Consider the following 26321-nt stretch of genomic DNA (forward strand, 5'->3'; position numbering starts at 1 on the left):
GGCGTGTCGCCTTGACCGAACCCCGATCTCATCAGCCGTCCCTCCACCGTGCCACCGCCGTGGACCGCACGCAAACGCCTCGCTCCGGCCGTCGCCCGAGACTCTTGTCGTACATGCATGTTCGACTTATGATCCTGAACATCGCTGTTCGACTTAGGAGTACCGATGACCCACGCGCCCGCCCCGGCCGCCTCCGGCCACGACCCCCACCCGGGCACCGAGCCCGATCCGCGCCGGTGGGGCACCCTCGCCCTGCTCGGCACCGCCCAGCTCATGCTGATCGTCGACGTCACCGTCGTCGCGGTCGCGCTCCCCCACGTCGGCGCCGACCTGGACCTCTCCCGCGCCGCGACCACCTGGGTGGTCAGCGCCTACACGCTCGCCTTCGGCGGCCTCATGCTGCTCGGCGGCCGGGTCACCGACCTGGTCGGCTCCCGCCCGGTCGTGCTGACCGGGCTCGCCCTCTTCACCGCCGCCTCGCTGACCGCGGGGCTGGCCGGCTCCCCCGAGCTGCTCGTCGGCAGCCGGGTCGCCCAGGGTGTCGGCGCCGCACTGCTCTCCCCCGCCGCCCTGTCCGCCCTGCTCCACCTCTTCCACGGCGAGGAGCGGCACCGGGCGCTCGGCGTGTGGTCCGCGCTGGGCGGCGGCGGAGCCGCGCTCGGTGTCCTGCTCGGCGGGATCCTCACCGCGGGCCCCGGCTGGCCGTGGGTGTTCTTCGTCAACGTCCCCATCGGGCTGGTCGTCGCGGTCGGGCTCGCCCGCCGCCTCCCCTCCGGTACGACGACCGCGCCGGCCGCGCCCACCCCGCCCACCGCCCCCGCCCGCCTCGACCTCCTCGGCGCCGCCCTGGTCACCGCCGCCACCGGCACCGCGATCTACGCCCTCATCGGCGCCGGCGACCACGGCTGGGTCAGCGGCCGCACCCTCGGCCTGCTCGCCGCAGCGGTCGCCCTCTACGTGCTCTTCGGCCTGCGCCAGCGCACCGCCCGCTCCCCCCTGATGGACCTGCGCCTGCTCACCCGCCGCCCGGTCGCCTCCGGCACCTTCCTCATCGTCTCGGCGACCGCGCTCATGGTGGCCGGCTTCTTCCTCGGCACCTTCTACCTTCAGCACCACGCCGGTCGTGGCGCGCTCGCGACCGGCCTGTTCTTCCTCCCGGTCGCGCTCGCCACCATCGTCGGCGCCACCGCCGGGGGCCACCTGATCCAGCGCCTCGGCGCCCGGGCCCTGGCCACGGTGGGCTTCGTGGTCGCGGGGGCCGGGTTCGCCGTACCGGCGCTGGCCGAGGGCACCACCGCCGTCGTCGCCGGCACCACCGGCGCGGCCCTCGGGCTCGGGGTCCTCTTCGTCGCGGCGTCCGCGACCGCGCTCGGCCACGTCGCGCCCCACGAGTCGGGGATCGTGTCCGGGATCGTCAGCACCTTCCACGAGTTCGGCGCCTCGCTCGGCGCCGCGGTGATCTCCAGCGTCGCCGCGGCCAGCATCGCCGGGAGCACCTCCGACGGGTTCGTGCACGGCTTCGCCGTCGCGGCCGGCGTCGCCGGTGCCGCCGCGCTCGTCTCGCTCGCGTCGGTCCCGGGACGTGCCCGGTGAGCGCGCGGCAGGTACGCCGGTTCGCCCGGCACTACGGCGAGATGGTCGCCGCCATGCTCCTCGGCATGCTCGTCCTCTGGCCGGTCTGGATGCTCGCCACCAGCGCGGCCGCGGACGGCTCCTGGCTGCGCTCGGCCACGGTCGAGACGCTCGTGATGGCCACCACGATGGCGGTCCCGATGGCCGCCTGGATGAGGTTCCGCGGTCACCGCTGGGCGCCCGTCGTCGAGATGTGCGCGGTGATGTACGCCGGCTTCGCGGTCGCCGTCCCCCTCCACTGGGCCGGCGTCCTCGGGGACGGCGGCCTGATGGCGGTCGGCCACGTGGCGATGTTCGTCCTCATGCTGGCCGCGATGGCCTGGCGCTGGGAGGAGTACGCCGGGTGCCACCGCCGGGGCCCTACGATCACTGCATCGTGACCACCCGACCGCTCCGTGCCGACGCGCGCCGCAACGTGGAGGCGATCCTCGACGCCGCCACCGCGTGCCTCGCGCGCGACCCCGACGCCAGCATCAACGACATCGCCAAGGCCGCCGGCGTGGGCCGGGTGACGCTCTACGGCCACTTCGAGTCGCGCGCGGTCCTGGTCGCGGCGGTCGTCGCGCGGGCGATGGCCGAGGCGGAGGCCTCGCTGCGCGGCCTCGACCTGAGCGGCGACCCCGCCGCGGCGATGGTCCGCCTGATCGACGCGACCTGGCAGACCACCCTCCGGTACGGCGCCCTGGTGGTCGCCGCCGAGAAGAGCATGCCCGTCGCCGAGATGGCCGCCGCCCACGGCGAGCCGCGCGAACGGGCCCGCCGCCTCATCGAGCACGGCCGCGCGGCCGGCCGGTTCCGTACCGACCTGCCCGTCTCGTGGCTCGTCACCACGATGCACAGCGTCACCCACGCCGCCGCCACCTCCGTGTACGACGGCGAGCTGGCCGCCGACGAGGCCGCCCGGGCGATCGCGGCGACCATGCTCGGCCTGCTCACCCCGCCCGGCGAGGTGGTCCCCGACGTCGATGTCCTGCGCCGCGTGGGATGATCGGGACGTGTCGACCCCGCTGATCTCCTCGCAGCTGCGGTGGTGGCGCGCCTGACGGCGGCCGCCCCCTCGACACACCTCTCTCACCGGCCGCCCACGGGCGGCCGTCGTGCTTCACGGCCCGTGGTGGCCGCCCGTGGGCCCTCTCTCCAGGAGCACCCATGACCCGACGACTCTCCCTCCTCACCCCCAGCGGACGCCTCACGCTCGGCAACCTGCTCGGCGCCCTGCGTCCCATGCGCGCGGGCCAGGACTCTGCGGAGTGCTTCTACGGCATCTCCGACCTGCACGCCCTCACCACCCCGCGCGACGCCGCGACGCTGCGCACCGCGATCACCGAGCAGAGCACGCTGCTCCTCGCCGTGGGCCTCGACCGCAGCACGCTCTTCCGGCAGAGCCGGGTGCCGGCGCACACCGAGCTGTCCTTCCTGCTGGAGTGCGTCGCCACCACCGGCGAGCTCGGCCGAATGACCCAGTTCAAGGAGAAGTCCCGCCGCCACGAGACGGTCCGCTGCTCGCTCTTCACCTACCCGGTGCTGATGGCCGCGGACATCCTGCTCTACCGCCCCGAGCAGGTCCCGGTCGGCGACGACCAGCGCCAGCACATCGAGCTCACCCGGGACATCGCGCTGCGCTTCAACGCCACCTACGGCGAGGTCTTCGCCATCCCCGAGATCACCGTCCCTCCCGCCGGCGCCCGCGTCATGGACCTGGCCGAGCCGACCCGCAAGATGAGCAAGTCCGGGCCCGACGCGGGCTCGATCGCGCTGCTCGACCCGCCCGACGTCGTGCGGCGCAAGGTCGCGCGCGCGGTCACCGACTCCGACACCGGCCCGGCCTCGGTGCGCGCCGACCGCGACGCCAAGCCGGGCGTGACCAACCTGATCGAGATCCTCACCGCGTGCGGAGGATCCGCGGACGGCATCGCCACCTACGGCGCCCTCAAGGCGGCCGTCACCGACGCCGTGGTCGCCGAGCTGGCCCCGATCCAGGCCCGGTACGCCGAGCTGGCGGCCGATCCGGCGTACGTCCAGGAGGTCTTCGAGCGCGGCGCCGAGCACTGCCGCGCGGTCACCGCGCCGGTCCTGAGCGCGGCCCGGGAGGCGGTCGGGCTCTGAGTTCGGAGAGTGTCGGCGGCCGCTGGCAGACTTCGCGGAATGACGTTCCAGGCACTGCTCCTCGACCTGGACGACACCCTGGTGGACCACCGCGGTGCGGCCGACCGCGCCCTGCGCGCCTGGCTGAGCGGCCTCGGGCTGGCCGAGACTCCCGCCGAGCTCGAGGCCCACGCCGAGCGCTGGTGCGTGCTGGAGAACCGGCACTACGAGCGCGCCCAGCGCCGCGAGATCACCTACACCGAGCAGCGCCGGGTGCGCATCCGCGAGTTCCTCCCGTCGTGGAACCTCGCCGACGACGCGCTCGCCGACGACGTGTTCGCAGGCTTCCTCGCCTGCTACCAGGCGGCGCAGCGCGCCTTCGACGACGCCGCGGCGGCCATCGAGCGCGCCCGGGCCGCCGGACTGCGGGTCGGCATCCTCACCAACGGCGAGCTGACCATCCAGACCGACAAGCTGCGCCGGACCGGCCTGCTGCGCAGCGACGTCCCGGTGTTCGCCTCGTCCGAGCTGCCCGCCGCCAAGCCGGACCCGCGCGCCTTCCTCACCGCCTGCGCGGCCCTCGGCGTCGCGCCCGCCGCGACGCTCATGGTCGGCGACTCGCTGCGCAACGACGTCGTCGGCGCGCAGCGGGCAGGGCTGACGGCGCTGCTGCTGGACCGGCGCGGACGGCGCGCTCGGCCTGCCGCCGAGGTCGCGACGGTGCGCGGCCTCGGGGCGCTCCCGGTCTAGCTGCCGAGCTCGTGCGAGCGGTCGCGCGCGGCCTCGAGCGCGGCGAGGAACGCCGCCCGCACCCGGTGCACCTCCAGCTCGCGCAGCGCCGCGGCCGTCGTACCGCCGGGCGAGGTGACCTGCTCGCGCAGCACCGCCGGGTGCTCGCCGGTCTCGCGCAGCATCGCGGCCGAGCCGACGAGGGTCTGCACGACGAGCTCGTGGGCGACGGTGCGCGGCAGTCCGAGGTGGACGCCCGCCTCGATCATCGACTCCACGACGAAGAAGAAGTAGGCCGGACCCGAGCCGCTGATCGCGGTGACCGCGTCCTGCTGCTTCTCCGGGACCTGGACGACCCGGCCGACCGACGCCATGAGCTGCTCGGCCTCGGCCAGGTGGCTGTCGTCGCAGTGGGTGCCGGGCGAGATCGCGGCCATGCCCTCGTCGACGAGTGCGGGCGTGTTCGGCATGACCCGGACGACGGCGACGCCCTCGGGCACGCGCGACTCGACGAAGCCGGTGGTGATGCCGGCGGCGAGCGAGACGAGGAGCTGGCCGGGCTTGAGCGCCGGACCCAGCTCGGCGAGCACGTCGGCCATGTCCTGCGGCTTGACCACGAGGAGGACGGTGTCGGCCTCGGCGGCCGCGCCGACCTGGTCGACCACGCTGACGCCGTACTTCTCGGCGAGCTCGGCGGCGCGCTCCGGTCGCTTCTCGACCACCACGAGCCGGTCGGCGCTCCGGCCGGCCCGGATCAGGCCGGACAGCAGGGTCTCCCCCATCACGCCGGCGCCGATGACAGCGGTGCGCTTCTCGCTCACGGTCTGCTCGCTCACTTCCTGGGGATCAAGGACGTCAGCAACAGTGACAGGTTCGCGGGACGCTCCGCCAGTTGGGCGGCCAGGTAGCCGTACCAGTCCGGGCCGTACGGCAGCAGCACCCGCACCTGCTCCCCCGTGCCGGCCAGCCGCTGCTGCTCGGCCGGGCGGACGCCGTAGCGCAGCTGGAGCTCGTACGTCGCCGGCGCGCGCCCGTAGCGACTGGCCAGTGCCACCGCGATCTCCAGCAGCCGTGGGTCGTGGGTCGCCACGACGGGGTAGCCGGCGCCGCCGAGCAGCACCTTGAGGCAGCGCACGTAGGCCTTGTCGGCCTCGGCCGAGTCGACACCCCGGACCAGCCGCACCCGGCTCCCTGGTCCGGCCAGCGCGCGGCAGTCGTCCTCCGTGCGCGGGAGCGCCGCGTCCAGCACCACGCCCACACCGGGGAAGTCCGCGCGCAGCGCCGCGACCAGCGCGATCCGCGCGTCGGCGTCGGCACCGGCATCGGTATCGGCGTCGGTGGCGCCGACCGTCACGGTGGTCCCGGCTCCGGCCGCGGTGCGGCAGATCTTGCGGGCCTCGTCGAGCGGGACCACGCCGATGGTGAGGTCCGTGCCGGTCGCGAGGCCGGCGTCGGCGAGCCGGTCGATCAGCGTGCGGTACTCGGCGACCGCGGAGCCCGCGGGCGCACCCAGCCGCTCGACGCCCACCGCGAAGCCGGCGGTCCGGACCTCCGCGACCGCCCGCACCGCGTCGTCGACCCGGTCGCCGGGCACGAAGGTACGCACGATCCGACGGCCCAGGACGCTGCGCGACAGCAGCATCAGGGAGTCCCGGACCGGCCGCATGTCCCTAAACTACGGGGGTTCCGGTCGCTCCCGTCAGTCGGTACGACGTCGCAGGGTCACCGCGCCCAGTGCGAGCGCCGCGATCGCGAACGCCACCACGATCCCCACGTCCCGCCAGACCTGGCCGGTGCTCGACGTGGTCGCGAGCTGCTCCATCGCGTCGACGGCATAGGTCAGCGGCAGCACGCCGGCGATCGCCTCCAGCACCGGCGGCAGGTGGTCACGCGGCAGGATCAGCCCGCACAGCAGGATCTGGGGCACCACGACGGCCGGCAGGAACTGCACGGCCTGGAACTCCGTGCGGGCGAAGGCCGACACGAACAGCCCGAGCGCCGTACCGAGCACGGCGTCGGCGACCCCCACGACGATGAGCAGCACGACCGGTCCGTCGACGTCGAGGTCGAGGAGCCCGGCCGCGACCCCCGACGCGAGCGCGGCCTGCACGGCGGCGACCGCGCCGAAGGCGAGCGCGTAGCCGCAGAGGAAGTCGAGCCGGCCCATCGGCAGCGTGAAGAGCCGCTCCAGCGTGCCGCTCGACCGCTCCCGCAGGGTGGTGATGCTCGTGACCAGGAACATCACGAAGAACGGGAAGATCGCCAGCAGGGCCGGGCCGATCCGGTCGAAGACGAGCGGCGTGGAGTCGAAGATCCACCACAGCAGCACCTGGAGCAGGCACGGCAGCACCAGCAGCATCGCCAGCGTGCGGTGGTCGCGGCGCAGCTGGGTGAGCACGCGGACCGCGATCGCCAGCGTCACCCGCGGCGTCACGAGCGGTCCTCCCCGCCCTCGACCAGCGCCAGGAAGGCGGTCTCGACGTCGGGTGCGCCCTGCTGCTCCTTGATGGCGGACGGCGCGCCCTGCGCGATGATCCGTCCCTCGCGCATGAGCAGCAGGTCGTCGCAGCGCTCGGCCTCGTCCATCACGTGGCTCGACACGAGGACGGCGGTCCCGGCCGCCGCGATCCGGTGGAAGAGCGCCCAGAGGTCGCGCCGCAGCACGGGATCGAGCCCGACGGTCGGCTCGTCGAGCACCAGCAGCTCGGGGCTGCCGAGCAGCGCCACGGCCAGACCGACCCGGGAGCGCTGGCCGCCGCTGAGCCGGCCGACGACCTGGTCGCGGTGACCACCGAGGTCGACGGACGCGGCGGCCTGGTCGGCCGCGGCGGGTCCGATCCCCAGCACCCGCGCGAAGAAGCGGAGGTTCTCGAGGACCGTCAGGTCGTCGTACACGCTGGAGGACTGGGTCTGGTAGCCCACCCGGTCGCGCAGCGGCGGACTGCCGGCCGGCGCGCCGAGCACGGTCACCGTCCCGCCCGCGACGCGCTGCACGCCGACGATGCTGCGCAGGAGCGTGGACTTCCCGCACCCCGACGGGCCCAGGAGCCCCGTCACCCCGGGGCCGATCGTCAGGTCGAGGCCGTCGAGCACCACCCGTCCACCGCGGACGACGCGCAGGCCGGCGACCTCGACCGCGCTCACGGCTGGTCGCCCCCGGGCTCGGCCTCAGCCGGTACGACGGTGAGGTGCTCCACCGCGAACTCCAGCGACTCGCGCAGGTCGGCCTCGCGCTCCTCGCGCGTCGCGCAGCGGCGGGTGTTGATCTCCAGCACGACCTCGCCGGCGAAGCCCGTCGTCGCCAGGTGCCGCAGGAACGCCGCCGCCCCGATGTCACCGCGCCCCGGCACGAGGTGCTCGTCCTTGGCCGAGTCGGTGCCGTCGGTGAGGTGGATGTGCCGCAGCCGCCGGCCCAGCCGCTCGGCCATCGCGACCGGGTCGGACTGCGCGATCGCAGCGTGGGACAGGTCGATCGTGGTGTTGGCGTACTCCTCCTCGGAGGGATCCCAGCTCGGGAGGTACATCTCCATCCGGCGCTTGGACGCCCGCCAGGGGTACATGTTCTCGACCGCGAACGCGATGCCCGACGACTCCTCCAGCGCGGCGATGCCGTTGACGAAGTCCCGCGCGTACTCGCGCTGCCAGCGGAACGGCGGGTGCACCACGACCACCTCGGCGCCCACCGCCTTGGCCATCGCGGCCGAGCGCTCGAGCTTGCCCCACGGCTCCACCCCCCAGACCCGCTGCGTGAACAGCAGACAGGGCGCGTGGATCGCGGAGATCGGCAGGTCGTGGTGGTCGGAGAGCTGGCGCACCGCATCGGTCTGCTGGGACAGCGCGTCGATGCCGACCATCACCTCGACGGCCTCGTAGCCGACGGAGGCGGCGTAGGCGAACGCGTGCGCGGTCGACTCGGGGTAGACCGAGCTGGTGGACAGGCCGATCCTCGGCCGACCTCCCGGTCCGCCTGCCGATCGCCCCGCCCCGGAGGTCATGGCTCGTCGGTGACGCTGAGCTTGTCGAGCCGCTCGAGGATGACGCCCTCCCGCAGCGCCCAGGGGCAGATCTCGAGCTCGTGCAGGTCGAAGATGTCCATGCAGGCCTCGGCGACCAGCGCCCCCGGCACGATCTGGTGGGTGCGGCTCGGCGAGACCCCGGGCAGCGCGGCGAGCTCCTCGGACGTCATCGCCACCAGCTTGGGGATCCACTGCCGCAGCTCGCTCAGCGGCAGCGTCCGCGGCACCAGCGGCCCGTCCTGGGACGGCGCCGCCCCACAGATCCGGGCGAGCGAGCGGAACGTCTTGGAGGTGGCCGACGCGCGGTGCGTCGTACCGGCGCGCAGGAGGTGACCCGCATCGCGCGCGATGTCGGCCCGGATCCGCCGCCGGATCTGCCGCAGCGCCTCGTCGTCCGGCTGCTCGGCGAACTCCGCCCGCGCCAGCCGCGCCGCCCCCAGCGGCAGCGACCACGCCACATCAGGACGCTCGTCCGAACCCGCCGCGATCTCGAGCGAACCGCCACCGATGTCGAACACCGCCAGCCGCCCGGCCGACCAGCCGAACCAGCGTCGTACGGCCAGGAAGGTCAGGCGCGCCTCGTCCTCCCCCGGCAGCACCTCGATCCGCACCCCGGTCTCGGCCTCGACGTGCGCCAGCACGTCCTCGGCGTTGCCCGCGTCGCGCACCGCCGAGGTGGCGAACGACAGCATCTCCTCGCAGCCCTTCTCCTCGGCGACCACCAGCGCCTGCGCGGTGAACGCGGTCAGCGCGGCGATCCCCGTCGGGGACACGTCACCGTTGTCGTCGAGGTGCTCAGCGAGCCGCAACGGCTCCTTGTAGGAGTACGCCGGCAGCGGCGCGGCCCCGCCGTGGGCGTCGACCACGAGCAGATGACCGGTGTTCGAACCGATGTCGAGCACGCCCAGACGCATGTCCCCAACGGTACTAGCCGGACGGCCCGAGCACGTCGTCGCTCCGCTCCGCCGCGCTGCCGCGCGCGCCGTCGAGGTCGGCGACGGCGCGCGACCGACCGGCGGCAAGACGCCGCCGCGGCCGCAACCCCGCTCCCGTCGGCTCCGGTCGCTCCTTCGTCGCTCCCTCCGCCTCCTCGCCCGGCGTTCCGGCCGCAGCCGGCCCGCCACTACAGTTGCCCAGTGCCCGAGGTCTCGCTCGACTTCCCCCGTGCGTGGGTGGAGTTCACCAATCCCGCCGACGAGACAGAAGTCCTTCGCTGCGACCTCACCTGGCTCACGTCGTCCTTCACCTGCATCTTCGGCAGCGGCTGCGCCGGCATCTACGCCGACTCCCCCGACGTCGGCTGCTGCACCCTGGGCGCCCACTTCGCCGACAAGGACGACGAGAAGCGCGTCGCCGGCTTCGTCGACCAGCTCACCCCCGAGCACTGGCAGTTCCACCCCGGACGCCCCGTCAAGCGCAAGGACTGGGTCGAGAAGGACGAGGACGGCGAGCGCAAGACCCGCATGCACGAGGTCGACGGGCAGCGCTCCTGCGTGTTCGCCAACCGCCCCGACTTCGCCGCCGGATCCGGCTGCGCGCTGCACGGCCTCGCGCTCGAGCTTGGGCGCAACCCGCTCGAGACCAAGCCCGACGTGTGCTGGCAGCTGCCGATCCGCCGTACCTTCCGCGAGGTCGAGCGCATGGACGGGACGTCGTACGTCGAGGTGACGATCACCGAGTACGACCGGCGCGGCTGGGGTGCCGGCGGCCACGACCTCGACTGGTACTGCTCCGGCAACACCGAGGCCCACGTGGGCGTCGAGCCGGTCTACGTCACCAACGAGGCCGAGCTCGTGGCGCTCATGGGCCAGGAGGCGTACGACGCACTGGTGGTCCACTGCGAGGCCCACCTGCGCTCGCGCTCGGCCCTCGCGCTGCACCCCGCAGACCCGCACTGACGGGCGATTCGCGTCCTTCCGGGACGTGACGACCACCTCTCGACGTCAAGAGACAACGACCCCGATTCGTCGGAGGTCTGCTCGCATGCTCAGAATGTCTGGCATGCGCCTCGACCATCTCTCCTACGCGGCAGGTCCCGACGGACTCGAGAGCACGGCGACCCGCCTGGGCACCGCGATCGGCCGTGAATTCGTCGACGGCGGTGTGCACCCCCGCTTCGGCACGCGCAACATGATCCTGCCGCTGACCGACGGCACCTACCTTGAGGTCGTCGAGGCACTCGACCACCCCGCCTCCGACAAGGCGCCCTTCGGCCAGGCCGTCAAGGCCCGCTCCGCGCTGGGCGGCGGCTGGCTCGGCTGGGCGGTCGCGGTCCCCGACATCACCGTCGTCGAGGAGCGCCTCGGCCGCCCCGCCGTCCCGGGCTCGCGGCACCGCCCCGACGGCACCGAGCTGCGCTGGAAGCAGATCGGCATCAACGGCCTCATCGCCGACCCGCAGCTGCCGTTCTTCCTCCAGTGGGACATCCCGTCCGACCTGCACCCGTCCACCGGCGCCGACGGCACCGTGTCCCTGGCCGGCATCGAGATCGCCGGTGACCCCCAGCGGGTCAGCGAGTGGCTCGGCGAGACCGTCGAGGCCCCGCTCGAGGACGTCAAGGTCGAGTGGGTCGCCCCGCACGGCACGCCCGGCATCCTCGCCGCCCAGGTGCTGACGCCGAACGGCATCGTCCGCATCTGATGCAGCTCCGGGGCACCATCCCCAGCCCCAACATCTGGCACCACACGGCGACGTACGAGCTGGAGAACCGCGCCGCCGACCCCGACGGCCGGCTCTGGTCGGCGATGCAGGCACGCGCCGACTGGTCCGGCCGGACCGTCCTCGACCTCGGCTGCGGCACCGGCTTCCACCTGCCCCGCTTCGCCGAGACCGCCGCCCGCGTCGTCGGCGTCGAGCCGCACCCGGGACTGGTCAAGCTCGCCGGCCGCCGCCTGCGCACCCGCGGCACCACCGGCGTCGAGGTCGTGCGCGGCACGGCCCAGGAGATCCCCCTGCCCGACGCCTCGGTCGACGTCGTCCACGCCCGCTGGGCCTACTTCTTCGGCCCCGGCTGCGAGCCCGGCCTCGTCGAGCTCGACCGCGTCGTACGACGGGGCGGGGTCGCGCTGATCATCGACAACGACGGCTCCCGCTCGACCTTCGGCGACTGGTTCCGCCGCGGCTACCCCCACCTGGAGCCGCCCGAGGCGATCGAGCGCTTCTGGAGCATCCGCGGCTGGGAGCTCGACCGGGTCGACATGGGCTGGCGGTTCGCGACGCGCGCGGACCTCGAGGCCGTCGTACGGATCGAGTTCACGCCCGAGGTCGCCGACCAGCTGCTGCGTGAGCACACCGGCGTCGAGGTCGACTACGCCGTCAACCTCTGGTCGAAGAGGTTCTGACCTCCAGCCGCGGCTCGAGCAGCACCCCGGGCGCCACCGTGTGCCCCGGAGCCAGCAGCGCCCGCAGCGCGGCGACGAGCTGGACCGCGACCTCCTCGAGCGGCTGGCGTACGGACGTCAGCCCCATCACCTGGGCGACCTGCGAGTCGTCGAAGCCGACGACCGCGACGTCCCGCCCCGGCGCGAGGCCGCGCTCGGTGAGCGTGTGCAGGACGCCGACCGCGAGCGTGTCCGAGGCGCAGACGAAGGCGGTGGGCCCTCCGGCGTCGAGCAGCGCCGCGGCCGCCTGACGACCGGCGTCGACGGTGTCGTCGACCGCGGCCTCCAGGCCGATCGTCGACAGTCCGTGCGCCGCCATCGTGCGGTGCCAGCCCGCGCGCCGGTCCTCGCCGATCCGGGAGCCGGGCTGCCAGCCGATCCAGGCGATCCGCTCGTGGCCGTGCTCGCGCAGGTGCTCGGTCGCCGCCTGGACGCCGGCCGCGCCGTCGACGTCGACCCACGGGTGGGTCGCGCCGGCGTCGTCCCAGGGGCGGCCGAACGCGACGAACGGCGCCCGGCGCAGGGTCAGCCCGACGGTCTGCGGGTTGCCGAGATAGGTGTCGGTGACGACGAAGGCGTCGACCGCGGTGGAGCGGAGCAGGTCGTCGTACCCGCCGAGGGGGTCGGGCTGCTCGCCCTCCTCGACGCGACCGCCCGAGAACAGCAGGACGTGGTAGCCGGCCTCGCGCGAGGCCTCGACCAGTGCATGCACGAACCGGTCGGTGGTCGCGCTCGCGGTGAACTCCTGCACCGGCACCAGGCGCATCCCGATCAGGTGCGAGGAGCGGGTGCGCAGGTGGCGTGCCGCCTGGTTGGGCGTGTAGTCGAGCACCTCGATGGCCTCGCGCACCCGGGCCAGGGTGTCCGCGCGGAGCAGGTCGGGGTTGTTGATCGCGTTCGACACGGTCTGCCGGGACACACCCGCCCGCTCGGCCACGTCCGCGAGGGTCGCCGGCGTCCGCGAGCTGTCCACAGGCCCGATTCTTCCATGCCGTTCTCCACAGCCACCGCGCGCCAGGAGGGTTCCGTCGGCACCCTGCTCTACTGTCGTGCCCATGGCTGGTTCGAAAACACGTTCGACTTACCGCTGCGGCGAGTGCGGCTGGACGACGGCGAAGTGGGTGGGCCGCTGCGGCGAGTGCCAGGCCTGGGGCTCGGTGTCCGAGGTCGCGGTCGCCACGGCCGGTCTCTCGAGCCGGACGACGGCCGCTCCGGTGACCCAGGCCGCCGTACCGATCGGGCAGGTCTCGGCCGACCGCGCGGTGCACCACCCCTCGGGCGTGCCCGAGCTCGACCGGGTCCTGGGCGGCGGACTGGTGCCCGGCGCGGCCGTGCTGCTCGCCGGCGAGCCCGGCGTCGGCAAGTCGACATTGCTGCTCGAGGTCGCCGCGCGGACGGCGGCCGGCTCCCGGCGCACCCTCTACGTCACCGGCGAGGAGTCCGCGGCTCAGGTCCGGCTGCGCGCCGACCGCACCAACGCGCTCGAGGACCAGCTCTACCTCGCCGCCGAGACCGACCTGGGTGCGGTGCTGACCCACATCGAGGAGGTCCGCCCGGCCACGGTCGTGATCGACTCGGTCCAGACGATCAGCGCCTCCGGCGTCGAGGGCGTCCCCGGTGGGGTGACCCAGGTCAAGGAGGTCGCCCAGGCGCTGGTCCGCATGGCCAAGAGCCGCGACATCACCATCGTGATGATCGGCCACGTCACCAAGGACGGCGGCATCGCCGGTCCCCGCGTGCTGGAGCACCTGGTCGACGTCGTCCTGCACTTCGAGGGCGACCGCAACTCCCGCTTCCGGATGCTCCGTGCGGTCAAGAACCGCTTCGGTCCGGTCGACGAGGTCGGCTGCTTCGACCTCGGCCCCGACGGCATCCGCGCCGTCGACGACCCGACCGGCATCTTCGTCGAGCGGCACCACGGCCGGGTGCCCGGCACCTGCATCGCGGTCTCGATGGAGGGGCGGCGCCCGATCCTCGCCGAGGTCCAGGGCCTGGTCACGCTCTCCCCCAACGAGCGGCCACGGCGGACGACCTCGGGCATCGACAGCTCGCGCCTGGCCATGGTGCTCGCGGTCCTCCAGCAGCACTGCGGCGTCCGGCTCCACCAGCACGACGTCTTCGCCTCCACCGTCGGCGGCGCCCGGCTCACCGATCCGGGCGGGGACCTCGCGCTCGCGGTGGCGGTCGCCTCGGCCCACTTCGTCTCCGCGCCTCCGGCCGGCGTGGTCGCGATGGGCGAGATCGGGCTGTCCGGCGAGCTGCGCCGGGTCCGCGACCTGCCGCAGCGGCTGGCCGAGGCGGCGCGACTCGGTTTCGCGCTGGCGATCGTGCCGGCCGACCCCGGCGCGGCCCAGGGCGTACGCCGCCCCGCGACCGACCGGATGATCGACGGGATGCAGGTGATCGAGGCCCCGGACGTCATCAGCGCGCTGCGGCTGCTCAACCTCGACCGCCGTACGAAGCACGCTCTGGAGGTGATCGACGGGAACGAATAGCCGACTTCTCGACCCCCAAACCGAATATCGACGGGCTGATCTCCCCGGGTCGCCGATAAGGTACGAGCGACACGCCCACCAGGGTGCGCGCCGCCACCGGCGGCCAACGATGAGGAGGAGCGCGCGTGGTCACGTCGGCCGATCCCCGACTCCGCGAGGCTCTCGCGTCGATCGCTCCGGGCACGCCCCTGCGCGACGGACTCGAGCGGATCCTCCGCGGCCGCACCGGAGCGCTCATCGTGCTCGGCAAGGACAAGCTGGTCGACAGCCTCTGCACCGGCGGCTTCGAGCTCGACGTCCCGTTCACCGCCACCGGGCTGCGCGAGCTGGCCAAGATGGACGGCGCGATCATCGTCGACGCCGGCGTCGGCCGGATCGTCCGGGCCGCGGTCCACCTGATGCCCGACCAGAGCATCCCCTCCGAGGAGACCGGTACCCGGCACCGCACGGCCGACCGCGTCGCCAAGCAGACCGGCCACCCGGTGATCTCGGTGTCGCAGTCGATGCAGATCATCGCGGCGTACGTCGGCGACACCCGCCACGTGCTCGAGGACTCCGGCCAGATCCTCTCCCGCGCCAACCAGGCGCTGGCGACCCTGGAGCGCTACAAGCTCCGCCTGGACGAGGTCTCCAGCACGCTCTCCGCCCTGGAGATCGAGGACCTGGTCACCGTCCGCGACGTCGCCGTGGTCGCCCAGCGCCTCGAGATGGTCACCCGGATCGCCCGCGAGATCGAGGACTACGTCCTCGAGCTCGGCACCGACGGCCGCCTGCTCGCCCTCCAGCTCGAAGAGCTCGTCACCGGCGTCGACACCGAGCGCGAGCTCGTGATCCGCGACTACGTCCCGTCCCGCCGCCGCAGCCGCGACCCCCTCGAGCTGCTCGGCAAGCTCGAGCTGCTCTCCGCCACCGACCTCGTCGACCCCTCCGCGGTCGCCAAGGTCCTCGGCATCGGCACCGGCGAGCACCTCGACGGCGCGGTCGCCCCGCGCGGCTACCGCCTGCTCACCAAGGTTCCCCGCCTGCCCGCCAACGTCGTCGAGGGCCTGGTCGACCACTTCGGCACGCTCCAGAAGCTGCTCTCCGCCGGCATCGACGACCTCCAGGCCGTCGAGGGGGTCGGCGAGCTCCGCGCCCGCAGCGTCCGCGAGGGCCTGAGCCGGCTCGCCGAGTCGACCATCCTCGAGCGCTACGTCTGACCCGAGCCCGGCTCAGGGTCGCGCCGCGCCGCGCTCCGCAGCGCGGCTTGGCCGTGACCAGCCGGTCGGCGCCTAGTTGACCGGCGTCTTGGACTTCTTCGGCTTCTTCTTCGCCTTCGTCGACGTCGCGTCGTCGCTCGGCGTGACGTGAACCGTCGCGGCGACCGGCTTGCCGAGGCTGAACTCCGCCTCCGCCGGCTCGCCGCCGAGCGCGGCGGCCGCGATCGTGAAGTCGCCGGGCATCGCCCAGCCGGCGCCGGCCGTGCAGCCCTCGGTGGACTTGCGGGTCTCCGCCCAGGTCAGCTGGACGATGGTCGCCACCTGGCGCCGGACCACGACCGACTGGCGCGGTACCGCGCGCGGGCACTGCTGGGTGCTCCAGACGCCGGACCGGCCCTGACCGATCCGGACGGTCAGGCTCTTCGGGCCGATCTCCCAGGTGCAGGCCTCGGCGGTCCGGGTCTGCAGCGACAGCTGCAGCGCCACGTCGCGCCCGGCGACGGCGCCCGCGGCGACCGACGGGGTGACCAGGACGTCCGAGGCGGAGCAGTTGCCCTGGGGCGGGGCGAGCGTGGGGGTGGTCGGCGTGGTGGGGCCGGTCGGCGTACCGCCGCTCGCGCCACCGGACGCACCGCCGGTGGGCTCGTCGGCGCCCTTGCCGCTGCCGCCCTTCTTGTCGCCGTCCTGGCCGGCGGTCACCGTCTCGGTCGCGGCGACCCCGTTGCCGGCCTGCTCGGCCGTGTCGGCGTCGCCGGATGATCCGTCGCTCCCGGCGGTGAGCCAGCGCGCGATGATGAACACCAGCGCGAACGCGACGCCGAGCACGAACGCGCGGCGCCGCCAGTACACCGACGGCGGGAGCGGTCCCCGCGCGGTGCTCCGGCCGCCGGCAGGGCTCGGGCGACGCGGGGAGGACATGGTTCAGACGGTAGTCAGCCGGACGCCGCCCGCCGGGCTGACCCGCCGAGGTGGGCCGGAGTGAACGGCACATCACAGCAGGCCACAATGGTTCCCACGATGGATCCCACGATGACGAGCACCCTGGTCGAGCCGATCCTGTGCTGGTACGACGAGCACGCGCGCGACCTCCCGTGGCGCCGCCCCGAGGCGACCCCCTGGTCCGTGCTCGTCAGCGAGTTCATGCTGCAGCAGACACCCGTCGTCCGCGTCCTGCCCATCCACGAGGCCTGGCTGACCCGCTGGCCGACACCGGCCGCGCTCGCCGCGGAGTCCTCGGGCGAGGCGGTCCGGGCCTGGGGCCGGCTGGGGTACCCGCGCCGCGCGCTGCGCCTCCACGCCGCCGCGACGGCGATCACCGCGGACCACGGCGGCGAGGTCCCCAGCGAGTACGACGCGCTGCTCGCCCTCCCCGGCGTCGGGGACTACACGGCGGCCGCGGTCGCCGCCTTCGCCTACGGACGCCGCCAGGTGGTGCTCGACACCAACGTCCGCCGCGTGCTGGCGCGCACCGTGACCGGTGTTGAGTTCCCGCCGCGCTCGGTGACCCGCGCGGAGCGCGACCTCGGCGCGGACCTGCTCCCCGAGGACGCCCCGACCGCCGCGACCTGGTCGGTCGCGGTGATGGAGCTCGGCGCCCTCGTCTGCACCGCGGACCGCCCCCGCTGCGCGAGCTGCCCCGTCACGGACACGTGCGCCTGGCAGGCCGCCGGCGCCCCGGCGTACGACGGACCGCCGCGCCCCGTGCAGACCTACGCCGGTACCGACCGGCAGTGCCGCGGCCGGCTCCTCGCCGTGCTGCGGGACGAGCCCGGCCCGGTCCCCCGGGACCGCCTCGACGCGGCCTGGGACGACATCGTCCAGCGCGAGCGCGCGCTGGCCTCGCTGATCGCCGACGGCCTGGTCGTCGCCCAGGACGACGGCCGCTACCGACTTCCCTGAGTCCCGGCGGCGATCGCGGCCACCGCGTCCGCGAGGTCGGCGACGGACTGCGCCAGCGGGGCCGCGTTCGGCTCGACCTCCAGCGGCAGGTCGAGCAGCATCCCCATCATCGCGACGTCGAGCAGGTTCGCCGCCCGGCCCGCGACCGCCTCGGGACAGCCCGCGGCGACGAGCCACGCGGCGAGCGCCGACAGCCAGGCCTGGTTGGAGCGCCGGACCATGCCGGCGTACGGCTCCCGCCCGAACACCCCGAGCGCCGCCGCCTCCAGGTAGAGCCGCTGGCAGCGCTCCAGCTGCCCCTCGGTGGACGCCGCCCACAGCACCAGGACGGCCTCGCGTACCGACGCCGCCCCCGGCAGCAACCGCAGGTGCGCGATCGAGCGCTCGTTGGACGTACCGAGCACACTCGCGACCAGGTCGTCCTTGCCGGCGAAGTGGTAGAGCAGCATCCGGTCGCTGGTCCCCAGCGCGGCCGCCAGCGGCCGCAGGCTGAGCCCGATCAGTCCGTGCTCGAGGACGTAGTCCGTCGCTGCCTCGGCCAGCTCGCCGCGCCGGTCCCGGCTCGCGCCCTCCGCTGCGGCTCCGTCGACCATGCGGCCCAATGTAGCAGGTGCTACATTGGGTGATGTGGCACCTGCTACATAACCCCCCAGGAGGAGCCATGGTGATCGCCTGGTCGCTGCTGCTCACCGCGATCGGCGTGGAGGTCGCGGCGAGCGCCGCCCTCCCCCGTACCGACAGCTTCCGCAACCCGCTGTGGACGGTGCTGGTCCTGGGCGGCTACGCGCTGTCGATCTGGCTACTCGCGCTGGTCGTCAAGGATCTCCCCGTGTCCATCGCGTACGCCGTGTGGGCCGGCCTCGGCACGGCCGGGATGGCGGTCGTCGGCGTCCTCTTCCTCGACGAGCGCCTGGACGCGCTCAAGGCCGGCGCCCTCGCACTGATCGTGCTCGGGGTCGTCCTGCTCAACCTGGCCGGCTCCACGCACTGATCCGGGCCGGCCCGGGCCCGCTCCCGCACGCCGCCGACAAACGCAACGACCCGGCCCGCACGAGGCGGACCGGGTCGGAAGCGTTCGGCTCAGGCCGACTCGGACGAGGCGGAGGCGGCGGAACCGGGGTCCTCCGGCAGGTCGCCGGCACCCGCACCCGCGGCGCTGTCGGCGACCGTCTCGAGCGGCGGCATGTCGGGGAGCTCCCCGACCTTCTGCCCCTCGAAGGTGAAGCTCGCCGTCGGGCCCTCGCCGTCGACGTCCACGAGCACGATCTGGCCGGGGCCGACCTCGCCGTAGAGCATCTTCTCGGCGAGCACGTCCTCGATCTCGCGCTGGATCGTGCGACGCAGCGGCCGGGCGCCCAGGACCGGGTCGAAGCCCCGCTCGGCGAGCAGGTTCTTGGCGGCCTGGGTGAGCTCGAGGCGCATGTCGCGGTCCTTCATCCGGACCTCGACGGCGGCGATCATGTTGTCCACCATCGCGACGATCTGCTCGGAGCTCAGCGGCGGGAAGACGATGATCTCGTCGACCCGGTTGAGGAACTCCGGGCGGAAGTGCTGCTTGAGCTCGTCGGAGACCTTCGCCTTCATCCGGTCGTAGGAGCCGGCGGCGTCGCCCGAGCTGAAGCCCAGGCCGACCGACTTGCCGATGTCGCGCGAGCCGAGGTTCGTGGTCATGATGATCACGGTGTTCTTGAAGTCCACGACCCGACCCTGCGAGTCGGTCAGGCGACCTTCCTCGAGAATCTGCAGCAGGCTGTTGAAGATGTCGGGGTGGGCCTTCTCGACCTCGTCGAAGAGAACGACGGAGAACGGCTTGCGGCGCACCTTCTCGGTGAGCTGACCGCCCTCCTCGTAACCGACATATCCCGGCGGCGAACCGAAGAGCCGCGAGACGGTGTGCTTCTCGCCGAACTCGGACATGTCGAGCTGGATCAGCGCGTCCTCGTCACCGAACAGGAACTCGGCGAGCGTCTTGGACAGCCACGTCTTTCCGACACCGGAGGGGCCGGCGAAGATGAACGAGCCACCGGGACGCTTGGGGTCCTTCAGACCGGCACGCGTACGACGGATCGCCCGGCTGAGCGCCTTGACGGCCTCCTCCTGGCCGATGACCCGCTTGTGCAGCTCGTCCTCCATCTTGAGCAGCCGCGTGGACTCCTCCTCGGAGAGCTTGACGATCGGGATGCCGGTCGCGACGGCGAGGACCTCGGCGATGAGCTCCTCGTCGACCTCGGCGACCTCGTCCATGTCCCCGGCACGCCACTGCTTCTCGCGCTCGGACTTGGCCAGGATCAGCTGCTTCTCCTCGTCGCGCAGACGCGCGGCCGCCTCGAAGTCCTGACCGTCGATGGCCGCCTCCTTGCGCTGGCGGACGTCGGCGATCTTGTCGTCGTACTCGCGCAGGTCGGCGGGGGCCGTCATCCGGCGGATGCGCAGCCGCGAGCCGGCCTCGTCGATGAGGTCGATCGCCTTGTCCGGCAGGAACCGGTCGGAGATGTAGCGGTCGGCGAGGGTGGCCGCGGAGACCAGCGCCTCGTCGGTGATCGTCACCCGGTGGTGCGCCTCGTAGCGGTCACGGATGCCCTTGAGCATCTCGATCGTGTCGGCGATCGACGGCTCGGGCACCTGGATCGGCTGGAAGCGGCGCTCGAGGGCGGCGTCCTTCTCGAGGTACTTGCGGTACTCGTCGAGCGTGGTGGCGCCGATGGTCTGGAGCTCACCGCGGGCCAGCATCGGCTTGAGGATCGACGCGGCGTCGATCGCACCCTCGGCCGCACCGGCACCGACGAGGGTGTGGATCTCGTCGATGAACAGCACGATGTCGCCGCGCGTGCGGATCTCCTTGAGCACCTTCTTGAGGCGCTCCTCGAAGTCACCGCGGTAGCGCGAGCCGGCGACCAGGGCACCCAGGTCGAGCGTGTAGATCTGCTTGTCCTTGAGCGTCTCGGGAACGTTGCCCTTGACGATGTCCTGGGCCAGACCCTCGACGATCGAGGTCTTGCCGACGCCGGGCTCACCGATGAGCACCGGGTTGTTCTTGGTACGCCGCGAGAGCACCTGCATCACGCGCTCGATCTGCGCGGCGCGACCGATGATCGGGTCGAGCTTGCCCTCGCGGGCGTCCTGGGTCAGGTTGCGACCGAACTGGTCGAGCACCAGCGAGGACGACGGCGCGTCGCCACCGCTCGTGGCACCGGCAGCCGACGCGGTCGAGCTGCTCTCCTTGCCCTGGAAGCCGGACAGCAGCTGGATGACCTGCTGGCGGACCCGGTTGAGGTCGGCGCCGAGCTTCTGCAGGACCTGGGCGGCGACGCCCTCACCCTCGCGGATCAGCCCGAGCAGGATGTGCTCGGTGCCGATGTAGGAGTGACCGAGCTGCAGCGCCTCGCGCAGGGACAGCTCGAGGACCTTCTTGGCACGCGGCGTGAAGGGGATGTGGCCGGACGGAGCCTGCTGCCCCTGGCCGATGATCTCCTCGACCTGGGCCCGGACCGCCTCGAGGGAGATGTCGAGCGACTCCAGCGCCTTGGCGGCGACGCCCTCTCCCTCGTGGATGAGCCCGAGCAGGATGTGCTCGGTCCCGATGTAGTTGTGGGAGAGCATGCGGGCCTCCTCCTGGGCCAGCACGACCACCCGGCGGGCTCGGTCAGTGAACCGCTCGAACATTGCACGCTCCTCACACGTCACAGGGCTGTTCGTAGGGTTACAACCCCGCTCACACCCTACGCGTTCCAGGTGAGCGCCTGTTCCCTGTGCGCTCTCAGCGAACGCGGTCCCGCCGAGCACCCCCGGGAGATCGGCCGCGCCGCCCTCCCCCGGGGGTCATCGCTCAGTGCGCGGCGTCGTACGCCTCACGGACGTCGGACGGGATCCGGCCGCGCTCGGGCACGTCGTGACCGTTGGCCCGCGCCCACTCCCGGACCTCCTTGGCCGAGGCGCCGCCGGCAGCCGCGGCCGCCGCGCCGCGGCCGCGCTTGGCGCCGCCGGCACCACCGCGGCCGACCTTGCGGGCGTGGCCGACATAGGCGGCGAGCGCCTCGCGCAGCGCATTCGCATTCTTGTCATTGAGGTCGATCTCGTAATTGGACCCGTCGAGACCGAAAGCGACCGTCTGCGAAGCGTCGCTCCCGTCGATGTCGTCGACCAGGATGATATTGACCTTCTGCGCCATGCTTTCCCCAACTCTCGCACGATGGACCGGCGGAATATCGCCGAAATCAAAATAGCGGATCAAATGGCTGACATGCACGGCGGCGTGTTTATCGGGGATGATCTGCCGATATCTGTCGAGTCGCTGACATCGTTGAATTGTCCGCAAATAGCCGGCGGCAAATCCCCGCCGGATTCGGGGTTCTCGACCACCGCTAGCATGACGCGCATGTCGTCGCCGGCCGAAGTCCCTTCCTCCGCGCGGGTCCTTCACATCGGCCCGCACAAGACCGGGACGACCGCGCTCCAAAGTGCGCTGCACCAGGCGCGCAAGGACCTGGCGGCGCAAGGGGTGCGCTACCTCTCCCCCACCCGCCACGACGCCGCGGCGGCGCGCTGGATCACCGGGCGGCTGGTGGCCGGCATGGACCGGGACGCCGCGCGGGGGCGCTGGGAGGCGCTGGTCGGCGAGATGACGCGGACGTCGGGCGACCGGCGGATCTACAGCAGCGAGTTCCTCTCCGACGCCAAGGACGCCCAGATCGCGCAGGTCGTCGACCAGCTCGGTGCCGAGGACCTGTGGGTCGTGGTGACGCTGCGGCCGCTGGCCAAGATCCTGCCGTCGCAGTACCAGCAGGGCATCCAGCGCCTCGGCCTGCGCAAGTACGACGACTTCCTGCACTCGGTCCTCGACGAGGCGCCCGCCGTGGCCCCGCCGCCGCAGTTCTGGGTCCGGCACGCGCACGACGAGCTCACCCGGCGCTGGGCCGCGCACGTGGGTCCCGAGCGGGTCATCGTGGTCGTGCTCGACGCGGCCGACCACCAGTTCCTGCCGCACGCCTTCGAGGAGATCCTGGGGCTGCGGCCCGAGACCCTGGCCTCGCGCGAGGCCAAGGAGAACCGCTCGCTGACGGCGGCCGAGGTCGAGGTGCTGCGACAGTTCAACGCGCAGTTCAAGGCGCTGGGCCTGGGGCCTGATCTCTACGCCCGCTTCCTGGCGCACTTCCGCGACCACCTCAAGGCCCGTACGCCGGCCTCCGGCGAAGCGCGCATGATCACCCCCGACTGGGCGGTGGCCCGGGCCAACGAGATCGGGCGGTCGGCCGCCGAGCGCCTGCGCGCGAGCGGCGTCACCGTGCTCGGCGACCTCGACTCGCTCTCCAGCGTGGCCCTGCCCGGCGTCGCCGAGACGCCGGAGGCTCCGGCGAGCGTCGACACGGAATTCGCCGGGTGGTTCGCGGCCGGGCTCGCCGCGAGCGCCCAGCAGCTCCTCGCCGCACAGGCGCCGCCGCCGGCTCCGCCGAGCGAGGCCGAGCCCGGGCTGCGCGACGTCGCCCGCCGCGGGATGCGCCGGCTGCGCGGCGGCCGCGAGCGCTAGCGCTGGTTGCGCGCGAACACCTTCTCCAGCCCGCGCAAGGTCAGCGCCGGCGCGGAGTCTGTGAAGCAGCGGCACTCGTCGACGACGAGCGGCGCGAGATATCCGGTCGCGATCACCGAGGCCTCCGCGGCCGGGCAGCCGAGGGCGTCGAGCAGTCGCTCGACCATGCCCTCGACCTGGCTGGCGACGCCGAAGACCATGCCGGACTGGAGCGCCTCGACGGTGTTCTTGCCGATCACGCCGCGCGGGCGGACCAGCTCGACCATGCGCAGCTGGGCGCCGCCACGGCTCAGGGCGTCGAGCGAGATCTCGATGCCGGGGGTGATCGCGCCACCGACGTAGCGGCCCTGGTCGTCCACCACGTCGTACGTCGTCGCGGTGCCCCCGAAGTCGACGACGATCGCCGGGACGGGATAGTCCGCCGCGGCCGCGAGCGCGTTGACGATCCGGTCGGTGCCGACCTCGCGCGGGTTGTCGACGAGGATCGGTACGCCGGTCCGGATGCCCGGCTCGACGATCACCCGCGGTACGTCGGGGAAGTGCGAGGGCAGCATCTCGCGCCACGCGTTGAGCACCGCGGGGACGGTCGCGCACACGGCCACCCCGGTGATCTCGGAGGCGCGCGCCCCCAGCAGGCCGCGGATGAGCACCGCCCACTCGTCGGCCGTGCGGTGCTCGTTGGTCGACACCCGCCAGTCGGCCACGACCTCGCCGTCGGCGACGAGGCCGAGGACGGTGTGGGCGTTGCCGATGTCGGCCGCGAGCAGGGGCATGGTCACGCCGTCCGGAAGTCCAGGCCCAGGTCGAAGACGACGACCGAGTGGGTCAGGGCGCCGACGGAGATGAAGTCGACGCCGGTCTCGGCGACCTCGCGGGCCCGGCCGAGGGTGAGGCCGCCCGAGGCCTCCAGGGTCGCGGGCCGGCCCGCGGCCTCGTTGATCCGGACCGCCTCGGTCATGTCGGCGGTGCTCATGTTGTCGAGCAGCACCTCGGTGCAGCCGGCGGCGAGGACGGCGCGCAGCTCGTCGAGGTTCATCACCTCGACCTCGACGCGCAAGCCGGGGTGCTTCGCGAGGACGGCCTCGTAGGCCGCGACGACGCCGCCCGCGGCGACGGCGTGGTTGTCCTTGACCATCGCCCGGTCGACGAGGCTGAACCGGTGGTTGACGCCGCCGCCGCAGCGCACGGCGTACTTCTGGAGCGCGCGCCAGCCGGGCAGGGTCTTGCGGGTGTCGAGCACCCGGGCACGGGTGCCCTCCAGGGCGTCGACCCAGCGCGAGGTCGCGGTCGCGACGCCGGAGAGGTGCGAGGCGAAGTTGAGCGCGGTCCGCTCGGCGGTCAGCACGCCGCGGACCGGACCGGACACGGTGAGCACGACGTCGCCGGGCGCCACCCGGGTGCCGTCGGGCACGCGTCCGGTGATCGTGACGGTGTCGCCGAGCGCGTAGGCGAAGGCGAGCTCGGCGATCGCCAGGCCCGCGACGACACCGGGCTCACGGGCGGCGAAGTCGGCGACCGCCGTCCCCATGTCGGGCATCGCGTCGCTGGTGACGTCGTCGACGCCGCCGGGGAGGTCCTCCTCGAAGGCGAGCGCGATGTGGTCGTAGACCGCCCGGGGGTCGAGGCCCGCAGCCGCGATCTCGTCGACGAGTACGCCGGGCAGGTCGGCGAAGGGCGTGCGCGCGATCACGGGGTGTCTCCGTCGGTCGCCGGGGCGGGGAGGAAGGCGACCGTGGTGACGCCGTCGTCCATGGTCACGTCGAAGTGCCCGGCCCACTGGGCGTCGTCACGCTCGGGGAAGTCCTCGCGCCAGTGCGAGCCACGGGTCTCCTGGCGCAGCGCGGCCGCGCCGGCGAGCGCGGCGCTGATGGTGAGCAGGTTCGTCGCCTCCCACGAGGCCTGGTCGACGCTCTCGGCGGCGTGACCCGCGAGCTTGTCGAGGACGACGCCCGCCTCGGCCAGTCCGGGCGCCGAGCGCAGCACGCCGACCCGCGAGCTCATCGTCTCCTGGAGCTCGCGGCGGATGTCGCCCGCCACCAGCCCCGCCGTGCGACGGTCCGCGCCGGGCTCGCGCCAGGCCGGCAGCTCGCCGGGCAGCACCTCGGCGATGCGCCGCGAGAACACCAGTCCCTCGAGCAGCGAGTTGGACGCCAGCCGGTTGGCGCCGTGGACGCCGGAGCAGGCGACCTCGCCGGTCGCGTAGAGCCCCGGCAGGCTGGTCCGCCCGAGCAGGTCGGTCCGCACGCCGCCCGAGGCGTAGTGGCAGGCCGGCGCGACCGGGATCAGCTGGGTGACCGGGTCGATGCCGTAGGACCGCGCGGTGGCGAGGATCGTCGGGAACCGGCGCTCCCAGAACTCCGCGCCCAGGTGGCGCGCGTCGAGCCACATGTGGGGGCGGCCGGTCTCGAGCATCCGCTTCATGATCGTCTTGGCGACGACATCGCGCGGGGCCAGGTCGGCGAGCTCGTGCACGCCCTGCATGATCCGGTTGCCCTCGTCGTCGACGAGGAAGGCGCCCTCGCCGCGCACGGCCTCGGAGATGAGCGGCTGCTGGCCGCGGGAGTCCGGGCCGAGGTACATCACGGTCGGGTGGAACTGCACGAACTCCAGGTCGCGCAGGGTGGCGCCGGCGCGCAGCGCGAGCGCCATGCCGTCGCCGGTGGTGACGGCGGGGTTGGTGGTCTGGGAGAAGACCTGGCCCAGGCCGCCGCTGGCCAGGACGACCGCGCGGCAATGGACGGCGCCGACGCCGTCGCGCTCGCCCTCGCCGATCACGTGCAGGGTCAGGCCGGCCACGCCCGTCGTACCGGTCTCGTCGGGGCCGAGCAGCAGGTCGACCGCCAGCGCGTGCTGGATGACCTCGATGTCCGGGGCCGCCTCGATCGCGGCGATGAGCGCCCGCTGGATCTCGGCTCCGGTGGCGTCGCCGCCGGCGTGGGCGATCCGGTCGCGGTGGTGGCCGCCCTCGCGGGTCAGCGACAGCTCACCGTCGTCGGTGTGGTCGAAGTTGGTGCCGAGCGCGATCAGCTCGCGCACCGCCTCGGGTCCCTCGTTGACCAGCACGCGTACGGCGTCCCGGTCGCACGCCCCGGCGCCCGCGACGAGCGTGTCCGCCTCGTGCTGCTCCGGGGTGTCACCGGGACCGAGCGCCGCGGCGATGCCACCCTGGGCCCACTGGGTGGAGCCCGCGTTGAGCACGTCCTTGGTGACGACCAGGATCTTGTCGACCCGGCCGCGCAGCCGGAGCGCGGCGGTCAGTCCGGCGATGCCGGAGCCGACGATGACGACGTCGGCGCGCGTGGTCCAACCCGGGCTCGGCGCGGTGAGGCGCCCGGGGAGGCGCAGCTGTTCAGGCATCCCAG

At 73.2% G+C, this 26321-nt stretch carries 27 protein-coding genes; 13 read left to right on the top strand and 14 right to left on the bottom strand.

From position 1 onward, the window contains the following. Window positions 1-165: 165 nt before the first annotated feature. From CCO04_RS08265 to CCO04_RS08285, 5 genes are all read left to right on the top strand, one after another. Complete coding sequence (locus CCO04_RS08265; protein WP_215813610.1) at window positions 166-1593, top strand: MFS transporter; 1428 nt, start codon at window positions 166-168, stop codon at window positions 1591-1593. Continuing rightward, window positions 1590-2012 (top strand): hypothetical protein, encoded by a 423-nt coding sequence (locus tag CCO04_RS08270; RefSeq protein WP_215813611.1) that lies wholly within the window; start codon window positions 1590-1592, stop codon window positions 2010-2012. Before CCO04_RS08265 ends, CCO04_RS08270 begins: the two co-directional genes overlap by 4 nt. Continuing rightward, window positions 2009-2620 carry a TetR/AcrR family transcriptional regulator gene (locus CCO04_RS08275; RefSeq protein WP_215813612.1) on the top strand — a complete coding sequence of 204 codons (612 nt, stop codon included), beginning with the start codon at window positions 2009-2011 and terminating at the stop codon, window positions 2618-2620. The genes CCO04_RS08270 and CCO04_RS08275 overlap by 4 nt, the downstream gene beginning before the upstream one ends. 161 nt (window positions 2621-2781) lie before the next feature. After that, complete coding sequence (gene trpS / locus CCO04_RS08280) at window positions 2782-3738, top strand: tryptophan--tRNA ligase (protein ID WP_215813613.1); 957 nt, start codon at window positions 2782-2784, stop codon at window positions 3736-3738. A gap of 39 nt (window positions 3739-3777) precedes the next feature. Beyond that, the gene (locus CCO04_RS08285) at window positions 3778-4467 is read left to right on the top strand and encodes an HAD family hydrolase (protein WP_215813614.1); all 690 of its coding nucleotides are present in this window, start codon (window positions 3778-3780) and stop codon (window positions 4465-4467) included. Here the strand turns inward: CCO04_RS08285 and proC are convergent. From proC to CCO04_RS08315, 6 genes are read right to left on the bottom strand one after another with little or no spacing between them, the layout of a single operon-like run. After that, window positions 4464-5282 carry a pyrroline-5-carboxylate reductase gene (proC, locus tag CCO04_RS08290; RefSeq protein WP_257759281.1) on the bottom strand — a complete coding sequence of 273 codons (819 nt, stop codon included), beginning with the start codon at window positions 5280-5282 and terminating at the stop codon, window positions 4464-4466. The two genes, CCO04_RS08285 and proC, sit on opposite strands and share 4 nt — an antisense overlap. After that, window positions 5279-6112 carry a proline dehydrogenase family protein gene (locus tag CCO04_RS08295; protein ID WP_215813615.1) on the bottom strand — a complete coding sequence of 278 codons (834 nt, stop codon included), beginning with the start codon at window positions 6110-6112 and terminating at the stop codon, window positions 5279-5281. Before CCO04_RS08295 ends, proC begins: the two co-directional genes overlap by 4 nt. A gap of 33 nt (window positions 6113-6145) precedes the next feature. Further along, a complete protein-coding gene (locus CCO04_RS08300) occupies window positions 6146-6880 on the bottom strand; it encodes an ABC transporter permease (RefSeq protein WP_215813616.1) in 735 nt (244 codons plus the stop codon). After that, window positions 6877-7590, bottom strand: coding sequence for an ABC transporter ATP-binding protein (locus CCO04_RS08305; protein WP_215813617.1), 714 nt, complete (start codon window positions 7588-7590; stop codon window positions 6877-6879). The genes CCO04_RS08300 and CCO04_RS08305 overlap by 4 nt, the downstream gene beginning before the upstream one ends. Continuing rightward, window positions 7587-8441: a sugar phosphate isomerase/epimerase gene (locus CCO04_RS08310; protein ID WP_215813618.1), complete on the bottom strand. Its 855-nt coding sequence runs from the start codon at window positions 8439-8441 to the stop codon at window positions 7587-7589. The genes CCO04_RS08305 and CCO04_RS08310 overlap by 4 nt, the downstream gene beginning before the upstream one ends. Continuing rightward, entirely contained in the window at window positions 8438-9376 is a 939-nt protein-coding gene (locus CCO04_RS08315) for a Ppx/GppA phosphatase family protein (RefSeq protein ID WP_215813619.1), read from the bottom strand. Before CCO04_RS08315 ends, CCO04_RS08310 begins: the two co-directional genes overlap by 4 nt. Window positions 9377-9598: 222 nt before the next feature. Between CCO04_RS08315 and CCO04_RS08320 the strand changes: the two genes are divergently transcribed. The 3 genes from CCO04_RS08320 to CCO04_RS08330 all read left to right on the top strand — a co-directional run bounded on the left by CCO04_RS08320 (window position 9599) and on the right by CCO04_RS08330 (window position 11803). Further along, window positions 9599-10360 (top strand): hypothetical protein, encoded by a 762-nt coding sequence (locus CCO04_RS08320; protein WP_215813620.1) that lies wholly within the window; start codon window positions 9599-9601, stop codon window positions 10358-10360. Between the two features lie 103 nt (window positions 10361-10463). Then, a complete protein-coding gene (locus tag CCO04_RS08325) occupies window positions 10464-11102 on the top strand; it encodes a VOC family protein (RefSeq protein ID WP_215813621.1) in 639 nt (212 codons plus the stop codon). Next, the gene (locus CCO04_RS08330; protein WP_215813622.1) at window positions 11102-11803 is read left to right on the top strand and encodes a class I SAM-dependent methyltransferase; all 702 of its coding nucleotides are present in this window, start codon (window positions 11102-11104) and stop codon (window positions 11801-11803) included. Before CCO04_RS08325 ends, CCO04_RS08330 begins: the two co-directional genes overlap by 1 nt. Here CCO04_RS08330 and CCO04_RS08335 read toward each other — a convergent pair. Then, window positions 11778-12815 carry a LacI family DNA-binding transcriptional regulator gene (locus CCO04_RS08335; RefSeq protein ID WP_308281156.1) on the bottom strand — a complete coding sequence of 346 codons (1038 nt, stop codon included), beginning with the start codon at window positions 12813-12815 and terminating at the stop codon, window positions 11778-11780. The two genes, CCO04_RS08330 and CCO04_RS08335, sit on opposite strands and share 26 nt — an antisense overlap. An 82-nt stretch (window positions 12816-12897) precedes the next feature. On the opposite strand from CCO04_RS08335, the gene radA reads away from it, so the two are divergent. Then, window positions 12898-14337 carry a DNA repair protein RadA gene (gene radA, locus CCO04_RS08340; RefSeq protein ID WP_215813624.1) on the top strand — a complete coding sequence of 480 codons (1440 nt, stop codon included), beginning with the start codon at window positions 12898-12900 and terminating at the stop codon, window positions 14335-14337. A gap of 125 nt (window positions 14338-14462) precedes the next feature. After that, window positions 14463-15536: a DNA integrity scanning diadenylate cyclase DisA gene (disA, locus tag CCO04_RS08345; protein WP_215813625.1), complete on the top strand. Its 1074-nt coding sequence runs from the start codon at window positions 14463-14465 to the stop codon at window positions 15534-15536. 72 nt (window positions 15537-15608) lie between these two features. Here the strand turns inward: disA and CCO04_RS08350 are convergent, their stop codons facing one another. Beyond that, complete coding sequence (locus CCO04_RS08350) at window positions 15609-16454, bottom strand: hypothetical protein (protein ID WP_215813626.1); 846 nt, start codon at window positions 16452-16454, stop codon at window positions 15609-15611. Between the two features lie 111 nt (window positions 16455-16565). Between CCO04_RS08350 and CCO04_RS08355 the strand changes: the two genes are divergently transcribed. Further along, window positions 16566-17435: an A/G-specific adenine glycosylase gene (locus tag CCO04_RS08355; RefSeq protein ID WP_215813627.1), complete on the top strand. Its 870-nt coding sequence runs from the start codon at window positions 16566-16568 to the stop codon at window positions 17433-17435. Here CCO04_RS08355 and CCO04_RS08360 read toward each other — a convergent pair. Then, a complete protein-coding gene (locus CCO04_RS08360) occupies window positions 17420-18028 on the bottom strand; it encodes a TetR/AcrR family transcriptional regulator (RefSeq protein ID WP_215813628.1) in 609 nt (202 codons plus the stop codon). The genes CCO04_RS08355 and CCO04_RS08360 overlap by 16 nt on opposite strands. A 68-nt stretch (window positions 18029-18096) precedes the next feature. Between CCO04_RS08360 and CCO04_RS08365 the strand changes: the two genes are divergently transcribed. Then, the gene (locus CCO04_RS08365; RefSeq protein WP_252372847.1) at window positions 18097-18426 is read left to right on the top strand and encodes a multidrug efflux SMR transporter; all 330 of its coding nucleotides are present in this window, start codon (window positions 18097-18099) and stop codon (window positions 18424-18426) included. A gap of 89 nt (window positions 18427-18515) precedes the next feature. Here the strand turns inward: CCO04_RS08365 and CCO04_RS08370 are convergent, their stop codons facing one another. After that, window positions 18516-21098: an ATP-dependent Clp protease ATP-binding subunit gene (locus CCO04_RS08370; protein ID WP_215813629.1), complete on the bottom strand. Its 2583-nt coding sequence runs from the start codon at window positions 21096-21098 to the stop codon at window positions 18516-18518. A gap of 163 nt (window positions 21099-21261) precedes the next feature. Continuing rightward, complete coding sequence (locus tag CCO04_RS08375) at window positions 21262-21681, bottom strand: Lsr2 family protein (RefSeq protein WP_374196987.1); 420 nt, start codon at window positions 21679-21681, stop codon at window positions 21262-21264. 129 nt (window positions 21682-21810) lie between these two features. Between CCO04_RS08375 and CCO04_RS08380 the strand changes: the two genes are divergently transcribed. Continuing rightward, window positions 21811-22959: a hypothetical protein gene (locus tag CCO04_RS08380; RefSeq protein WP_215813630.1), complete on the top strand. Its 1149-nt coding sequence runs from the start codon at window positions 21811-21813 to the stop codon at window positions 22957-22959. Here the strand turns inward: CCO04_RS08380 and CCO04_RS08385 are convergent. Genes CCO04_RS08385 through CCO04_RS08395 form a run of 3 tightly spaced genes read right to left on the bottom strand, consistent with a single transcriptional unit; the run spans window position 22956 to window position 26316 of the window. Then, entirely contained in the window at window positions 22956-23732 is a 777-nt protein-coding gene (locus tag CCO04_RS08385) for a type III pantothenate kinase (protein WP_215813915.1), read from the bottom strand. The genes CCO04_RS08380 and CCO04_RS08385 overlap by 4 nt on opposite strands. Before the next feature lie 2 nt (window positions 23733-23734). Continuing rightward, entirely contained in the window at window positions 23735-24649 is a 915-nt protein-coding gene (nadC, locus tag CCO04_RS08390) for a carboxylating nicotinate-nucleotide diphosphorylase (protein WP_257753624.1), read from the bottom strand. Continuing rightward, the gene (locus CCO04_RS08395; RefSeq protein ID WP_215813631.1) at window positions 24646-26316 is read right to left on the bottom strand and encodes an L-aspartate oxidase; all 1671 of its coding nucleotides are present in this window, start codon (window positions 26314-26316) and stop codon (window positions 24646-24648) included. Before CCO04_RS08395 ends, nadC begins: the two co-directional genes overlap by 4 nt. Window positions 26317-26321 lie beyond the last annotated feature (5 nt).

This window comes from Pimelobacter sp. 30-1 (assembly GCF_018831735.1).
Taxonomy (GTDB): domain Bacteria; phylum Actinomycetota; class Actinomycetes; order Propionibacteriales; family Nocardioidaceae; genus Nocardioides.

What these genes read in the sequence shown, in the direction of transcription:
- CCO04_RS08295 (WP_215813615.1), bottom strand. Translation starts at nt 6,112, where the DNA reads ATGCGGCCGGTCCGGGACTCCCTGATGCTGCTGTCGCGCAGCGTCCTG.
- CCO04_RS08385 (WP_215813915.1), bottom strand. Translation starts at nt 23,732, where the DNA reads ATGCCCCTGCTCGCGGCCGACATCGGCAACGCCCACACCGTCCTCGGC.
- CCO04_RS08380 (WP_215813630.1), top strand. Translation starts at nt 21,811, where the DNA reads ATGTCGTCGCCGGCCGAAGTCCCTTCCTCCGCGCGGGTCCTTCACATC.
- CCO04_RS08360 (WP_215813628.1), bottom strand. Translation starts at nt 18,028, where the DNA reads ATGGTCGACGGAGCCGCAGCGGAGGGCGCGAGCCGGGACCGGCGCGGC.
- CCO04_RS08310 (WP_215813618.1), bottom strand. Translation starts at nt 8,441, where the DNA reads ATGACCTCCGGGGCGGGGCGATCGGCAGGCGGACCGGGAGGTCGGCCG.
- CCO04_RS08325 (WP_215813621.1), top strand. Translation starts at nt 10,464, where the DNA reads ATGCGCCTCGACCATCTCTCCTACGCGGCAGGTCCCGACGGACTCGAG.
- CCO04_RS08350 (WP_215813626.1), bottom strand. Translation starts at nt 16,454, where the DNA reads ATGTCCTCCCCGCGTCGCCCGAGCCCTGCCGGCGGCCGGAGCACCGCG.
- trpS (WP_215813613.1), top strand. Translation starts at nt 2,782, where the DNA reads ATGACCCGACGACTCTCCCTCCTCACCCCCAGCGGACGCCTCACGCTC.
- CCO04_RS08315 (WP_215813619.1), bottom strand. Translation starts at nt 9,376, where the DNA reads ATGCGTCTGGGCGTGCTCGACATCGGTTCGAACACCGGTCATCTGCTC.
- CCO04_RS08355 (WP_215813627.1), top strand. Translation starts at nt 16,566, where the DNA reads ATGACGAGCACCCTGGTCGAGCCGATCCTGTGCTGGTACGACGAGCAC.
- CCO04_RS08330 (WP_215813622.1), top strand. Translation starts at nt 11,102, where the DNA reads ATGCAGCTCCGGGGCACCATCCCCAGCCCCAACATCTGGCACCACACG.
- CCO04_RS08395 (WP_215813631.1), bottom strand. Translation starts at nt 26,316, where the DNA reads ATGCCTGAACAGCTGCGCCTCCCCGGGCGCCTCACCGCGCCGAGCCCG.
- CCO04_RS08285 (WP_215813614.1), top strand. Translation starts at nt 3,778, where the DNA reads ATGACGTTCCAGGCACTGCTCCTCGACCTGGACGACACCCTGGTGGAC.
- CCO04_RS08365 (WP_252372847.1), top strand. Translation starts at nt 18,097, where the DNA reads ATGGTGATCGCCTGGTCGCTGCTGCTCACCGCGATCGGCGTGGAGGTC.
- radA (WP_215813624.1), top strand. Translation starts at nt 12,898, where the DNA reads ATGGCTGGTTCGAAAACACGTTCGACTTACCGCTGCGGCGAGTGCGGC.
- CCO04_RS08265 (WP_215813610.1), top strand. Translation starts at nt 166, where the DNA reads ATGACCCACGCGCCCGCCCCGGCCGCCTCCGGCCACGACCCCCACCCG.
- CCO04_RS08370 (WP_215813629.1), bottom strand. Translation starts at nt 21,098, where the DNA reads ATGTTCGAGCGGTTCACTGACCGAGCCCGCCGGGTGGTCGTGCTGGCC.